Origin of the sequence: Streptomyces pimonensis (assembly GCF_041380215.1) — a bacterium.
GTDB lineage: Bacteria > Actinomycetota > Actinomycetes > Streptomycetales > Streptomycetaceae > Streptomyces > Streptomyces pimonensis.
Map to the genome: position 1 here is coordinate 32558 of NZ_JAHWZY010000022.1, position 13870 is coordinate 46427.

Annotated in this window: 10 protein-coding genes, 2 tRNA genes and 2 pseudogenes; 3 read left to right on the forward strand and 11 right to left on the reverse strand. The window is 72.8% G+C overall.

Going from position 1 to position 13870, the window contains the following annotated elements; all coding sequences use genetic code 11:
- Positions 1 to 737: 737 nt before the first annotated feature.
- The 7 genes and pseudogenes from KYY02_RS21670 to KYY02_RS21700 all read right to left on the reverse strand — a co-directional run bounded on the left by KYY02_RS21670 (position 738) and on the right by KYY02_RS21700 (position 3056).
- Positions 738 to 1148 carry a VOC family protein gene (locus tag KYY02_RS21670; RefSeq protein WP_371240327.1) on the reverse strand — a complete coding sequence of 137 codons (411 nt, stop codon included), beginning with the start codon at positions 1146 to 1148 and terminating at the stop codon, positions 738 to 740.
- 76 nt (positions 1149 to 1224) lie between these two features.
- A complete protein-coding gene (locus KYY02_RS21675; RefSeq protein ID WP_371240329.1) occupies positions 1225 to 1584 on the reverse strand; it encodes a helix-turn-helix domain-containing protein in 360 nt (119 codons plus the stop codon).
- A gap of 84 nt (positions 1585 to 1668) precedes the next feature.
- A pseudogene (locus KYY02_RS21680) lies at positions 1669 to 1797 on the reverse strand (transposase family protein); the annotation flags it as partial.
- Positions 1794 to 1943: pseudogene (locus tag KYY02_RS21685) on the reverse strand (transposase); the annotation flags it as partial. The pseudogenes KYY02_RS21680 and KYY02_RS21685, both read right to left, overlap by 4 nt.
- A gap of 45 nt (positions 1944 to 1988) precedes the next feature.
- The gene (locus tag KYY02_RS21690) at positions 1989 to 2540 is read right to left on the reverse strand and encodes a YcxB family protein (RefSeq protein WP_371240330.1); all 552 of its coding nucleotides are present in this window, start codon (positions 2538 to 2540) and stop codon (positions 1989 to 1991) included.
- Between the two features lie 163 nt (positions 2541 to 2703).
- Positions 2704 to 2776, reverse strand: a tRNA-Arg gene (locus KYY02_RS21695).
- A 189-nt stretch (positions 2777 to 2965) separates the two neighbouring features.
- Positions 2966 to 3056: transfer RNA gene (locus tag KYY02_RS21700), tRNA-Ser, on the reverse strand.
- Positions 3057 to 3286: 230 nt separating this feature from the next.
- On the opposite strand from KYY02_RS21700, the gene KYY02_RS21705 reads away from it, so the two are divergent.
- Together KYY02_RS21705 and KYY02_RS21710 are read left to right on the forward strand one after the other, a co-directional pair.
- The gene (locus KYY02_RS21705; RefSeq protein ID WP_371240449.1) at positions 3287 to 3769 is read left to right on the forward strand and encodes an SSI family serine proteinase inhibitor; all 483 of its coding nucleotides are present in this window, start codon (positions 3287 to 3289) and stop codon (positions 3767 to 3769) included.
- A gap of 274 nt (positions 3770 to 4043) precedes the next feature.
- Positions 4044 to 8723, forward strand: a complete 4680-nt coding sequence (locus KYY02_RS21710) for a hybrid sensor histidine kinase/response regulator (RefSeq protein WP_371240331.1) — start codon at positions 4044 to 4046, stop codon at positions 8721 to 8723.
- A 12-nt stretch (positions 8724 to 8735) separates the two neighbouring features.
- Here the strand turns inward: KYY02_RS21710 and KYY02_RS21715 are convergent, their stop codons facing one another.
- Positions 8736 to 9314, reverse strand: coding sequence for a TetR/AcrR family transcriptional regulator (locus KYY02_RS21715; RefSeq protein WP_371240332.1), 579 nt, complete (start codon positions 9312 to 9314; stop codon positions 8736 to 8738).
- Positions 9315 to 9444: 130 nt separating this feature from the next.
- Between KYY02_RS21715 and KYY02_RS21720 the strand changes: the two genes are divergently transcribed.
- Positions 9445 to 10680 (forward strand): MFS transporter, encoded by a 1236-nt coding sequence (locus KYY02_RS21720; protein WP_371240334.1) that lies wholly within the window; start codon positions 9445 to 9447, stop codon positions 10678 to 10680.
- A gap of 133 nt (positions 10681 to 10813) precedes the next feature.
- On the opposite strand, the gene KYY02_RS21725 is transcribed toward KYY02_RS21720, so the two are convergent.
- The 3 genes from KYY02_RS21725 to KYY02_RS21735 form a co-directional block, all read right to left on the reverse strand.
- A complete protein-coding gene (locus KYY02_RS21725; protein WP_371240336.1) occupies positions 10814 to 12469 on the reverse strand; it encodes a long-chain fatty acid--CoA ligase in 1656 nt (551 codons plus the stop codon).
- A 125-nt stretch (positions 12470 to 12594) separates the two neighbouring features.
- Positions 12595 to 13161, reverse strand: a complete 567-nt coding sequence (locus KYY02_RS21730) for a SigE family RNA polymerase sigma factor (protein ID WP_371240338.1) — start codon at positions 13159 to 13161, stop codon at positions 12595 to 12597.
- A gap of 267 nt (positions 13162 to 13428) precedes the next feature.
- Positions 13429 to 13752: a hypothetical protein gene (locus KYY02_RS21735; protein ID WP_371240340.1), complete on the reverse strand. Its 324-nt coding sequence runs from the start codon at positions 13750 to 13752 to the stop codon at positions 13429 to 13431.
- Between the last annotated feature and the right edge of the window lie 118 nt (positions 13753 to 13870).

The window sequence follows — 13870 nt, forward strand, 5'->3', positions numbered from 1 at the left end:
GGTACCGCTGACAACGCCCGCGGCTCAGCCGCCAGTCCGCCCCACTCCCACGGGACGCACGTCCTGCGCGCCACCGCGCACCGCGGGTACGACGACCCGTCCGGGCTCCTCTCGCACCGCGGACCGCCCCCGGCCCCCGGCGAGCTCGTCGACCTCGACACCCTGCACTTCACGCTGGTCGCCCTCGCGGCCACCGGTTGCGGCGACATCGCCCCGCACGGGCGGGCGGCCCGTCCGGTGGCCGTCCCGCGGACCCTCCACAGCTTCGCCCTCCTCGCTGCGGCGGCCACCTCCCCGACCAGCCGCCTCCGCACCGTGCTCCGCCGCCACGGAAACCCCCGCCCTCCGGGTCGGCTCCCCCACATCGCGCAGGACCGTGATGTACATCACATCTGATGGAGCGGGGTTCGATCCCCGGGCCCCGGGCGGACGTCGGCCGATCCGCCGGTTCCGTCCGCCGCGGCCTGAGCCGACCGGCGCGTCGCCGTCACGACGAACACCGAAGGCCCCGTGGATCACTCCAAGGGGCCTTCGGATCACTGTGCACTCGGCAGGACTCGAACCTGCAACCTTCCGATCCGCAGCTCTATGTGGATGGTTCCGCACCGGTCATGCAGGCCTCCCGGCAGCCAATGGGTCTCACTGTGGTCTGCTACAGGTCACCGCGGTTGCTGTACTTCTGTGCCGTGCGCCGCCCGAGGTGTGACCGTTCGTGGATGTCGAAGCACCGGAACGTTTCAGGCCTTCGGCTGGGTGAAGCGGATGCGGTTGCCGAAGGGGTCACGCAGGCCGCAGTCGATCCCGTACGGGCGCTCGGTGGGCTCCTCGGTGAACTCCACCTCCTTCTCGAGCAGCGTCTCGTAGGTCTTGCGGCAGTCGTCCGTGGTGAGGATGAGCCAGCCGCCCATGGCTCCCTTGGTCACCAGCTCGCGCACTTGCTCCGCCGTCTCCTCCGACATCGCCGGCGCCCCCGGCTTCTCCAGAAGAATCTGCCGCTCGGGGTGGCCCGGTACGCCGACGGTCAGCCAGCGCATGAAACCCATGTCGACGTCTGCGGTGATCTCCAGGCCGAGCTTGCCGACGTAGAAGTCGATGGCCTCGTCCTGGTCGAGGACGTATATCTGCGACTGCGTGATGGCGTTGAACATGACACTGACACTAGCGATCAGCCAGGACGAGAACTTATCCAGAACTGCTCAGTGGACAAGACGTTCTGTCGTACCGTCAGGCATGCGGTCGAGTCCACGCCATCGTGAAGCACGTCGGCACGCCCGCGGCAACCGCTTCCTTGCGGTACGTCCGCGGCGACCGGCCGACGATGTCGCGGAACGTCCGGCTGAAGGTGCCCGGGCTGGTGAAGCCGACCTCGAAGCTGATGTCCGTCACGCTGCGGTCGGTCTCCCGTAGCAGGAACATCGCCCGTTCCACGCGGCGACGCTGCAGGTAGCGGTGCGGTGTCTCACCGAACGTGGCCCGGAAGGTACGCGTGAAGTGGGCCTGTGACACGTGTGCGACGCGGGCCAGGGCGGGGACGTCCAGAGGCTGCGCGTAGTCACGGTCCATCACGTCACGCGCTCGGAGCATACGGCGATTGGTCTCTTCAGCAGCACGGCTCACGGCACCATCTCATCACGGTCCACCCGGACAGGACCGGGGACGGCGGACCCTCATCGTCCAGCGGTGCCGGCCCGGCCGGGCGGAGGACTCGATGCCCTTGCGGGCGATGTGGTGCCGGATGCCTCGCTTGCTCAGCCATCGGCGCGGGTGGTCGCAGTCGTAACCCTGGTCCGCATGCAGCCCGTCGTGGCAACGAAAAAGATCGCGGCCAGCACCTCACGATCCCCGTACCGGTGCCGACCACCGCCCTACGTCCGCGACGGAGCAGGCGGCACCACCCGCTGGAACAGCTCCCACGACTCGTCCGGCACCATGCGCTCAACCATCACCACACGAGGCAGACTGCCCAACACCCCGAACGAGACGTCGTCCTACAGCCGCTTCAGGTTCCGGTCCAGGATCGCCCGGAGCCGGTCCACGTCCGCAGGGTCCTGAGCGCCTCGCTTGGGAAGCAGCGCGACTCCGGCCGCGCGGTCACCGCCAAGAAGCACGAACAGTCCAGGCGTCTCCAGATACTCCCGGAACACCGTCCAGTCCATGCTGAAGGACGCCCGCTCGCCGGTGGTGACCGCACTGCGGTCGTCGGCCACCATGCGGCACTGCCCGTACGGCTCCACCATGCTGAACATCCGGCGGGCCATGGTGCGCAGCCCTCGCACAGTGCCCCAGGACGCGATGACCGAGGAGAGCACCAGCCAGACAATCCACACAGGCAGCATGACATCGAGGAGAACCCCGAGGACGACCACGATGATGACCGCCATCAGCGGCGCCATGAGCGCCTGGGCCCGGCCCGCCGGTGACCGACGAGCTCGCGCACGGAGCGCCTCCTCGAAGTCCGCGGCCGTCGGCCGGTAGACGAACTCCACGGCCGTACCGCGCCCCGTGTCTTGATGTGAGGGATCCCCGCCCCTGGTGTCCATGAGCAGGGATTCTAGCCAGAGGGCGTCGGTGGATCGGGGCCGCCGTGCCAGGGTCCACCGGACACCCCTGATCCGCTCCCGGACGCGGTTGCCGTCGGACACTGCCGTCAAGGCAAAAAGCCAGAGGCCCTGTGGACTGTTCCACAGGGCCTCTGGTCTGCTGTGCACTCGGCAGGATTCGAACCTGCAACCTTCTGATCCGTAGTCAGATGCTCTATCCGTTAAGCTACGAGTGCCTGTCTCTTCAGTTTTCTCACCGCTTCCCGGCCCTTTCGGCCCGCTCGCGGCGACAGGAAGAACATTACATGACTGCCGCCGCCATGTGAAATCCGTTTGGCTCACCCCTTGTGACCTGCGAAAACGTGGGATCGGCGAGACGACAACGACGAAGCCCCGGCCGCAGGGGCCGGGGCTTCGTGATGAGGCGGAGGCGGAGGGATTTGAACCCTCGATGGGCTTTAAAACCCAAACCGCATTAGCAGTGCGGCGCCATAGACCGGACTAGGCGACGCCTCCATGCACAGAACCTTCCGCGCGTGAGCGCGAGCGGACTCGGTGCGTGCCGATGATGACACATCCACGTGGGGTGTCACCAATCGCCACCCACGGTACTAGGCGGGGAGCCCGCAGGGCAAAGCACTTCCCGTCGCGGCGTCGGCGTCGGCGTCGGCGTCGGCGTCGGCGTGGCACAACGTTCCGCGCGGTGGCGCGTTGGTCAGGTCATGTCGAAGGTCATGTTCAAGATCATGCCGAAGGTCGCCCCCCAGGCTCCCGTCCCCGCCCGCTCCGTGCTGCGGCGGCTCGTCGTCGGCGCCGCCGTCTCCGCCGCCGCGCTCAGCTCGCTGTCCGCCGCGCCCCCGGCGGCGTACGCACAGGACGCGCCTCCGCCCGGTGACCGCCTCACCGTCACCGTGCGCGACGCGGGCGGCGGGACGGACGGGACGTACGAGGTGCGGTGCCGGCCCGACGGCGGCAGTCACCCCGACCCCGCCGGGGCCTGCGCGGCCGTCGAGCGGAACACCCGATGGGGGCGGGACGCCTTCGCCCCGGCGCCGCGGGACGCCGTCTGCACCCTGCAGTACGGCGGGCCCGCCACCGCCCGCGTCACCGGCACCTGGGCCGGCCGTCCCGTCGACGCGACCTACACCCGTACGAACGGATGCGAGATCGACCGCTGGGACCGGCTGGTGCCGCTGCTGCCCGACGTGCGCGCCGCGGGGCGCGCGTGAGGGCGACCGGGAGCGACGGGGGGCGCGCGACGGCGAGTCGGGGCACAGGGGGCGTAAAGGTCCCGCGAAGGTTCACGGCGCGTCGGCGCAGGCAGTCACGGGTTCCGGACGTACCGGACGTCACACCGCCGTCACTTCCCGGTGCGATGTCCGTCCCGTCCGGCGTCGCGAGCGCAATCGCAGCCCTTAGACTCCCTCGCGTGACACGCTGCGGGCAGGTTGGCAAGATGGCCCGAGCGGTCGGCACGTCGCGGTAACAGGGAGGAAGCGTCTCGTGAGCAGCAGGCCATCCCGAGGCACTGCTCGCCTCGCAGCCATACTGGACGCGCTTCCGGACGCCCTGGTGCTGGTCAACGCCAACGGAACGGTCGTCAACGCCAACGCCATCGCCCTGGAGGCCTTCGAGACCCCGGGCACGGCGCTGGTGGGGCGGGGACTGCTGGACCTGCTGCCGCAGTTCGACTCCAGGCTCATCCCGGGGTCCATGCGGCGGCCCGACCACATCGATCCCCGGGCGCGCACCAAGCCGACACGGATGGTCGCCCGGCGGACCGACGGGACCGAGTTCCCGGTCGAGGTCACCAGTGCGAATCTGGAGAACGGCCAGCAGGCGTACGACAGTTACGGTTACACCGGCGACGAGCTGCTGATGCTCGTCGTCCGCGACCTCTCCGGCACCGTCGACACCGAGGCCGAGCTCGCGCGTTCGCAGCGGCAGACCGAGATGATCCTGCGCGCCGCCTCCGAGGGCGTCGTCGGGACCGACACCGACGGGCGGATCGTCCTCGTCAACCCGGCCGCCGCCCAGATACTGGGCTACCGGGCCGGCGAACTCGGCGGACGCGAACTGCACACGCTCGTCCTGCACTCGCGCGCCGACGGCTCCCCCTTCCCGTACGACGAGTCCCCGCTCGCCGACACCCTGCGCTCCGGGCGCAAGCACCGGGTACGCGGCCAGGTGCTGTACGCCAAGAACGGCGACCAGCTGCCGGTCGACCTGACGACCGCGCCGGTGCGCGACGGCGACCAGCTCGTCGGCGCCGTCATGACGTTCCTCGACCGCCGCCCCTACGACGCGCTCGTCGAGGAGAAGGAGAAGGCCGAGCGGGAGCACGCCGAGGAGCTGGAGCGACTCGCCGAGGAACACGCCTCCGAACTCACCGCCCTGCGCCAGGGCCACGTCACCGAGCTGGAGGAGCTGCGCGAGCAGCACGCGGAGGAACTCGCCGCGAACGAGGAGCGGTACGCCGCGCTCGGCGAGCGGGAGAAGGACCGCTACGAGGCCCTCGCCGCACGGCACGACCAGCTGCTCACCCTGCTCGGGCGGTCCCTGCGGGGCCCGCTGGACGAACTGCGCCGCGAGCTGTCCGCGCTGGCCGCCGACGACGCCGGGCAGCTGTGGCCCGAGGCCAACCAGGTGCTCCACCACCTGTCGGCCGGCTACGCCCGGATCACCACCCTCATCGACAACGTCCTCGGCTACCAGCGGCTCGACGCCGGGAGCGAGCAGGTCGCCCGTACGAAGGTGATGCTCGACGCCGTCGTCGGCGCCGGGATCGACGGCGCCGTGGAGCTCGTCGGCCCCGGGCGGGTGCAGTTCGCCGTGCACGCGCCGCCCATCGAGGCCGAGGTCGACCCGCGGCTGCTCGCGACCGCCCTCGCACACCTCGTCGCGGACGTCGCGGGCGTCGACGCGACCGGCAACACGCCCGTGGCGGCCGGCGGTTACCTGGACAACACGGTCGTGGTCGCGGCGGCGCAGCGCGGCGAGGTCGTCCGCATCGAGGTGCGCGGACCGTACGGCGGCGGCGACCCGGTGCACGAGCCGATCGTGCGCGGGATCGTCCGGGCGCACGGCGGTGTGCTGCAGACCCACGAGGTGCCCGGGACGAGCGGCAGCGCGTTCGTCCTCGAGGTGCCCATCGGGGGTGGGGCGGGATCCGTGGCGGCCGTCACGGACACGGCGGTTCCGGCCGAGGAGACCGCCCCCGCCGATCCGGCCCCCGATGGCGGGCGGCGCCGGGCTCGGCGTGTGTCCGTGGACGCCTTCCTGGGGAGCGAGGTGCCGGGCACGGACGACGGCTCCGGTGCGGAGTCCGCGCCCACCGGCCGGCGCAGGCGCCGGGCCGCCGCCGACGACGAGCCCGCGCAGGCACAGCTTCCGGAGCCGGCGCAGCTCCCGGAGCCGGCGGCGCAGGCGGCGTCCAGCGGTACCGGGCGGCGGCGCGGTCGGCCGGCCGAGGGCACGCCGGCCGGAACGGGTGCCGAGGTCGAGCTCGCCGGGGCGGCCGGGGTGTCCGAGGGCGCCGTCGTCACCGCCGCCGAGCACGCGGCGGGGGCCGCCGCGTCGAACACGGGGCTGGGCGGGACCGTACCGCCGCAGGGGGTGCCGACGCCGTCCGGGCGTCGTGCCCGGCACGGGTCCGGCGAGGAGGGCGAACAGCACGCGTTGCCGCCGGCGCTGCCCGCGCCGTCCGGCGGGGACGGCACGGCCGGCGCGCCCCAGGCCGGGGTCGCGGTACACGTTCCGGCCCAGGCTTCGGGCCAGTCGCAGCCGACGGGACGGCGTCGGCGGGCGCTGGCCGCCGCCACCGAGCGGGCGGCGGCGCAGGAGGCCGCGCCCCGCACGGTGTTCGCCCTGCCACCGGCCGAGGCGGACCAGGAGCAGCAGGCCGGCCAGACCGCACAGGCCGGGGCGGCTGGACAGGCCGGGGTCGTCGGGGGGGCCGGGGTCGACAACGGCCGCCATGACGCCGCTCCACTCGACCAGACCGACGACCACACTCCGCCGCAGCCGCATCCCACCAGCGCGCCGACGGGCCGCCGGCGGCGGGCCGTCGCCCAGCCGTCGGAGGCCGACGGTGCCCCCGCCGAGGTTTCCGCTCCGGCCGCGCAGGCGGCGGCCGCCCAGGCTCCAGGGACTTCGGCACCGTGGGGAGCGGCGCCTGCGCAGGGGACTCCGGTTCCGCCGCAGGGCGCTTCCACCGCACCGCAGGGGACCCCCGTACCCGCACAGACTGCAGCCGTCCCCCCGCAAGGAGTTCCCGTACCCGCACACGGCGCTGCGGTCCCCCCGCAAGGCGCCCCCGTCCCCCCGCAGAACACCGCACCCCCGGCACCCAGCACACCCGCACCCGCACCCGCACCCGCACCCGCACCCGCACCCGCTCAAGGCACGGCCGTCCCCCCGCAAGGGGTTCCCGTACCCGCACACGGCGCTGCGGTCCCCCCACAAGGCGCCCCCGTCCCCCCGCAGAACACCGCACCCCCGGCACACAGCACACCCGCGCCCGCGCCCGCGCCCGCTCAAGGCACGGCCGTCCCCTCACAAGGGGTTCCCGTACCCGCACACGGCGCTGCGGTCCCCCCACAAGGCGCCCCCGTCCCCCCGCAAGGGACCCCTGTCACACCGCAAGGGACCCCTGTCACACCGCAAGACGCGCCCGCGCCCGCACAGACTGCAGCCGTCCCCCCGCAAGGGGTTCCCGTACCCGCACACGGCGCTGCGGTCCCCCCACAAGGCGCCCCCGTCCCCCCGCAGAACACCGCACCCCCGGCACACAGCACACCCGCACCCGCACCCGCACCCGCACAGACTGCGGCAGCGCAGCCGCTTCCCGCCGCGCAGCCGCTTCCCGCCGAGGCCTCGCCCGAAGGCGCCCCCGCCCCGCAGCAGTGGCCCGCCGCCGGTGACGCCGCCGGTGCAGGTACGGCCTCGAGCCCGGCGCAGCCGACGCCCGCCGCCGGTACCCCGCTGCCGCCCGAGGACGCGCCGGTGCAGCGGGCCGCTCAGCCGTTGCCCGCGGAGGCCGCGGTACCGGTCGATCCGAACTCCACGCAGGGGCGGGCGATCAGCGTACGGACGCTGGGGCAGGGCGTGCCGTTCAACCGGCAGGCCGCCCAAGTGCAGCCGTTGCCGTCGGCCACACCTCCCCCGCACCAGCCGGGCGGATCCGGCCGGCGCCGCAAGCTCGGCACGCGCCCCGACCCGGCCGCGGGCAAGGAGCAGAACGCGCGCCCCCACCCGCCGACCGAGCCCGTACCCGCCCATGCGCACGCGCCGACGCAGTCCCGGCTCGCGCCGGCGACCGAGGGCACTGGACGGTCGTACGCCATAGGGGCGCCCGACGCGGACGCCGCCGAGGGGCCCGAGCCGCTGGACGGTCCGGGCGGGGCCGTCGAGGTGGCGGACCCGCCGCGTCCGCAGCCGATGGACGACGAATTGCCGCCGGAGCCGCTGGACAACCCGCGTCGGCTGCTGGTGTGGCCCGCGCCGGACGTCACCACGCAGCAGGCGCTGAGCGACCGCGGCTACCGGCCGGTGATCGTGCACTCGCGCGAAGAGGTCGACGCACAGATCGCGGCGTTCCCCGCCGCGCTGTTCGTGGACCCGCTGACCGGGCCGATCACCCGTACGGCCCTGCAGTCGCTGCGGCAGGCGGCGGTGGCCGCCGAGGTGCCGGTGCTGGTCACGGCCGGGCTCGGGCAGGCCTCGCGCGACGCCGCGTACGGCGCCGACCCCGCCGTACTGCTGAAGGCGCTCGCGCCGCGCGACAGCGATCAGCACCCCCCGCGCGTGCTGCTGATCGAGGAGCACGCGGAGATCGCGCTGGCGTTGACCGGGGCACTGGAGCGGCGCGGGATGCAGGTCGCGCGGGCCGCGAGCGACACCGACGCGGTGGCGCTGGCAGGGCAGTTCCGGCCGAACCTGGTGGTGATGGACCTGATGCAGATCCACCGGCGCCAGGCCGGGGCCGCCGGGATCGTCGACTGGCTGCGGGCGAACGGGCAGCTCAACCGCACCCCGCTCGTCGTCTACACGGCCGCCGTCGACCAGGCGGACCTGCCGCGGCTGGCCTCCGGCGAGACGGTGCTGTTCCTGGCGGAGCGGTCCACCAGCGAAGAGGTGCAGGAAGGGATCGTCGACCTGCTGTCGCGGATCGGGACCAACTGACCCGCGCCGCCGTCAGCGGGCGACCAGGCGGCGGGCCGCCTCCTTCACGGACGCGCGCAGCCGGGCGCGGTCGTCGGTCTCCTCGCCGACCAGGATGCGGCGCATCTGCGGGACGACGGCGGTCCAGTTGGCCAGCGCGGTCAGCAGGAACAGCAGGTCGCCGGCCGGGATGGCGTCGGTGATGACTCCGCGCTCCTGGCCGTCCCGGAGCAGGGCGACCTTGCGGACGTAGTGCTCCTGGCGTTCGCCCTCGTGGGGCAGCGCGCCGGTGCCGTACTCCAGGCCCTCCCAGAAGAGCAGGCGCAGCAGTTCGGGGTGGGCGGCGTGGTAGTCCATCAGCCGGTCGACCCAGCTCTCGACGTCGTCCGGGTCGATGGGGACGGACTCGGCGAGGTCCAGCATCTTCCGCTCGAGGACGATCGCGAACAGCTCCGCCTTGTTGCCGAAGTAGGCGTAGATCAACTGCTTGTTGGCCTTCGCCTCGGCCGCGATGCGGTCGATGCGGGCGCCGGCGATGCCGTGGCGGGCGAACTCGGTGACCGCCGCCTCGAAGATCCGGGCCTTGGTGGCCTCGGGGTCCCTTACTGCCATGGGGACAGGGTAACGCCACTTGTAACCAACCGTTTGGTTGACAGGGAATCCAGCACGGACGCAGACTGTTCCCCCCGTCATCCAACCAACCAGTTGGTTGTTGAAGCGGACTCGAAGGGATGCCCCACTCATGTCCTCAGTGCCCAGCGTCACCACCGGCCTGCGGGCCCGCAGGCCACCGCTCGCCGCTCCCGGCCGGGGCCAGGGGACCGCCCCGGGGCCGTCCCGCGGCTCCGGGGCGTTCCTCATACTCATCGCCGTCTGCACCGCGGTCACGGCCGCCAACATCTACCTCGCCGCGCCCCTGCTCTCCCTGATCGCCCGCGACTTCGGTTCCACGCCGTCGGCCGTGGCCTGGATCGCTTCGGTCGCCCAGCTCGGATACGCCGTCGGGCTGCTCTTCTTCGCCCCGCTCGGCGACACCGCCGACCGGCGCCGACTGGTCACCGTCCTCACCCTGGTCACCACCGCCGCCCTGGTCGCCAGCGCCGTCGCCCCGGGCACCGGCGCACTGGCGGTCGCCGTGTTCGTCGCCTCGGCCGGGACCGTCGTACCGCAGCTGCTCGTCCCGCTGGTCGCGGAACGCGCTCCCGCCGCCCGCCGCGCCCGTCACGTCGCCGCCGTGATCGCCGGCCTGTTCACCGGCATCGTCGCCGCCCGGGTCCTCGGCGGCCTCGCCGGGCAGGCCTTCGGCTGGCGGTGGGTGTTCGCGGGCGCGGCCGTCCTCACGCTCGCCCTGGGCGTCGTCACCGCCCTCGTCCTGCCGTCCGGGCGGCGCCGCGACGGCTCGCCGTTCGGCGGCCTCGCCGCGCTGCCCGGAGTGCTGCGCCGCTCGCCCGACCTGTGGCGCGCGTCGGTGCGCCAGGCGGGGATGTTCGGCGCGTGGAGCGCGCTGTGGACCTCGCTCGCCCTGTTGCTGACGGGCCCGGCCTACGGTCTGTCCACCGCCGCCGCCGGACTGTTCGGCCTCTTCGGGCTCGCGGCGAGCGCGGTGGCGCCGCTGGCGGGCGGGCTGGTCGACCGCTTCGGCGCCGCCCGGATCGTGCGGGGGGCGTATCTGCTCGCGGCCGTCTCCGTGCCGCTGTTCCGGCTGGGCGGGCAGGCCGTCTGGGCGCTGTCCGTCGCCGCGGTCACGATCCACGCGGCCCTGGTCGCCTCCCACGTCGCCAACCAGACCCTCGCCCTGACCACCACCTCCAGCCCGGCCGTCGCCAACACCGCCTACGTCGTCTCCGGCTTCGCCGGCGGCGCCACCGCCTCGGCCCTCGCGGGCGCCGCCTTCACCCACTTCGGCTGGGGCGGGGTGTCGGCGGTGGCGGCGGCCTGGCTGGCGCTGGGCTGGGGGAGCACAGCGATACGGCGCTGACGACCGCCACCGCCGTACGACCGGTACGACCGGGACGCTCGCCGTCCGCGCACCCGGCGTCGGATCCGCACACCGCCGGACGGCGTGCGGTGAGGCCCGCCCACCGTCCGGCGCATCCGGCGCACGCCGGTTGTCAGAGCCGGGTGACGTCCAGCTCGCCCTCGGCGTACTGCCTGCGCAGCACCTTCTTGTCGAACTTTCCGACGCTGGTCTTCGGCACCGACGCGATCACCGTCCAGCGTTCCGGGAGCTGCCACTTGGCGATCTTCCCCTCCTCCTGGAGGAAGGCGCGCAGGGTGATGAAGTCGGCGGTGGAGCCCTCCTTGAGGACGACCGTGGCCAGCGGGCGCTCGCCCCATTTGTCGTCCGGGACGGCGACGACGGCGGCCTCGGCGACGTCCGGGTGGGCCATCAGCGCGTTCTCCAGCTCGACCGAGGAGATCCACTCGCCGCCGGACTTGATGACGTCCTTGGCCCGGTCGGTGAGGGTGAGGAAGCCGTCGGGGGAGATCGTCCCGACGTCGCCCGTCTTCAGCCAGCCGTCCTCGCTGAACTTGTCGGCCGGGCGCAGGAGCTCCGCTTCGGGTCCGTTGTAGTAGGCGCCGGCGATCCAGTTGCCGCGGACCTCCAGCTCACCGGCGGACTCGCCGTCCCAGGGGAGGCGTTCGCCGCCGGGGCCGGTGAGGCGGGCCTCCACGCCGGCCGGGAAGCGGCCCTGGGTCAGCCGGTAGGCGAACTCCTCCTCGGTGCCCACGGCGTGGGCCGGCGGGCGGGCGATGGTGCCGAGCGGGGAGGTCTCCGTCATGCCCCAGGCGTGGCAGACCCGCATGCCCAGCTTGTCGAACGCCTCCATCAGGGAGGGCGGGCAGGCGGAGCCGCCGATGGTGACCTGGGTGAGGGAGGAGACGTCCCGGGGCCTGGCGGTCAGCTCGGCGAGCAGTCCCTGCCAGATGGTGGGGACGGCGGCGGCGTGGTCCGGCCTCTCGCCCTCGATCATCTCGGCGAGCGGGGCGGGCTGCAGGAAGCGGTCCGGCATCAGCATGTTGACGCCGGTCATGAAGGTGGCGTGCGGCAGGCCCCAGGCGTTGACGTGGAACTGCGGTACCACCACCAGCGAGGTGTCCTGGTCGGTCAGGCCCATCGACTGGGCCATGTTGACCTGCATGGAGTGCAGGTAGATCGAACGGTGGCTGTAGACCACGCCCTTGGGGTCGCCGGTGGTGCCGGAGGTGTAGCACATGGCGGCGGCGGCGCGCTCGTCCAGCTCCGGCCAGTCGTAGGCGACGGGCTGTCCGGCGAGCAGGTCCTCGTACTCGTGCACCCGCGCGGCGGCGTCCGCCAGCGCGGAACGGTCGCCGGGTCCGGAGACGACGACGTGCTCGACCGTCTTCAGGTGCGGCAGCAGCGGGGCGAGCAGGGGGATCAGCGAACCGTTGACGATGACCACCCGGTCCGCGGCGTGGTTGACGATCCACGCGAGCTGCTCGGCCGGGAGACGGAGGTTCAGGGTGTGGAGGACGGCGCCCATGCAGGGGATCGCGAAGTACGCCTCGACGTGCTCGGCGTTGTTCCACATGAGGGTGGCGACCCGGTCGTCGCCGGTGACGCCGAGGTCGTCGCGCAGGGCGTGGGCCAGCTGGGCCGCCCGGGCGCCGATCTCCGCGTAGGAACGGCGGTGCGGTTCGCCCTCGCCGGTCCAGGTGGTCACCTGCGAGGTGCCGTGGATCGTCGACCCGTGGGCCAGGATCCTCGAGATCAGCAGCGGTACGTCCTGCATGGTGCTCAGCACGGCGTCCTCCTAGGCGACATTGCCTGCGCGGTGGTACGGGTTGCGTTGATTCTGCGCACATACCGCGCGGTATGTCACTAGGGGAGTGAATGATCGATCACTCCGTGCCGGAGGACCGGCGCGTCTCAGCTGCGGACGAGCTCCAGTTCGGCGTCCTCGCGGAGCTTGCCGAGCGCCCTCGACACGGCCGACTTCACCGTGCCCACCGAGACGCCGAGCACCTCGGCCGTCTGGACCTCGCTGAGGTCCTCGTAGTAGCGCAGCACGACCATCACCCGCTGCCGCGCGGGCAGCCGCATGATCGCCCGCCACATCGCGTCGCGCAGCGCCTGCCGCTCGGCCGGGTCGTCGCCGCCGGGCACCGGGTCGGGCTCGGGCAGCTCGTCGCAGACGAACTCGTCGACCTTGCGCTTGCGCCACTGCGAGGTGCGTGTGTTCAGCAGCGCCCGGCGCACGTACCCGTCGAGCGCCCGGTGGTCCTCGATGCGCTCCCAGGCGACGTACGTCTTGGTGAGCGCGGTCTGCAGCAGGTCCTCCGCGTCGCTCGGATTGCCGGTCAGCGACCGGGCGGCACGCAGGAGCACCGGCTGGCGAGCCCTCATGTACGACGAGAACGACGAGTACGGGAGGGTCTGCGCCGCTGTCGCTGGAGTGGCGGCTTTCGAAGCGCTGGTGCAGACGGGTGTGGTCATGACTCAACGCTATGAGCGGGGCCGGTCCGACGGATCGCCCGCAGGTCCCGAAGGCGAGTCCCCCTCAGGTTGTAGGGGTGGGGCCCGCTCCACCTCCTGAAGGTGGACGAGCGGATGAGGGGGACTGCGGGTCGGCCCCTGAGAGGACCCCGGGCCTCCGGACCCCCGGGTGTCCGCGCCCCGGACCGTCCGGGGCGGTGCCGAAGCACCACCGCCCCGGACGCCCCGCACCCCACGAAGCACCCCCGCACGGTCAGGACGCCGGCCTCACCACAGCGGGCTGAAGCTGACAGCCACGTTGTCGTTGCCCTGGTTGACGGCCGTGAAGGCGGAGCCGTTGACCTGGGCGGTGTTGTTCTGGTTCGTGGCGCCGGGTCCGGTGGCCTGCTGCTGCGAGGTGGCCGAGTTGCCGAAGTTGTCGCCGCCGACGCCGGTGCCGAGGGCGTCGACCTCGGAACTGGTGGCCGTCGCGTTCGATCCGTCGTCCGCCAGGGCGCCGCTGTCCGCCGCCGCGACGCCGGTGAAGAGGGCGGCCGCGAGCGGAAGGGCGGAGACAGCGGCGACGAGGCGGGCGGTACGGGTGCTTGCCATGTTGTGTTCCCTCCAGAACAAGGACGCACCGGCTCATGGCCGTGTGCGTGTGAACCAAGGCTGCCACCGGGGAAGTCGTCCCCCCACCCCGGCGCTGTGCACGACGTCGCGGGATCAG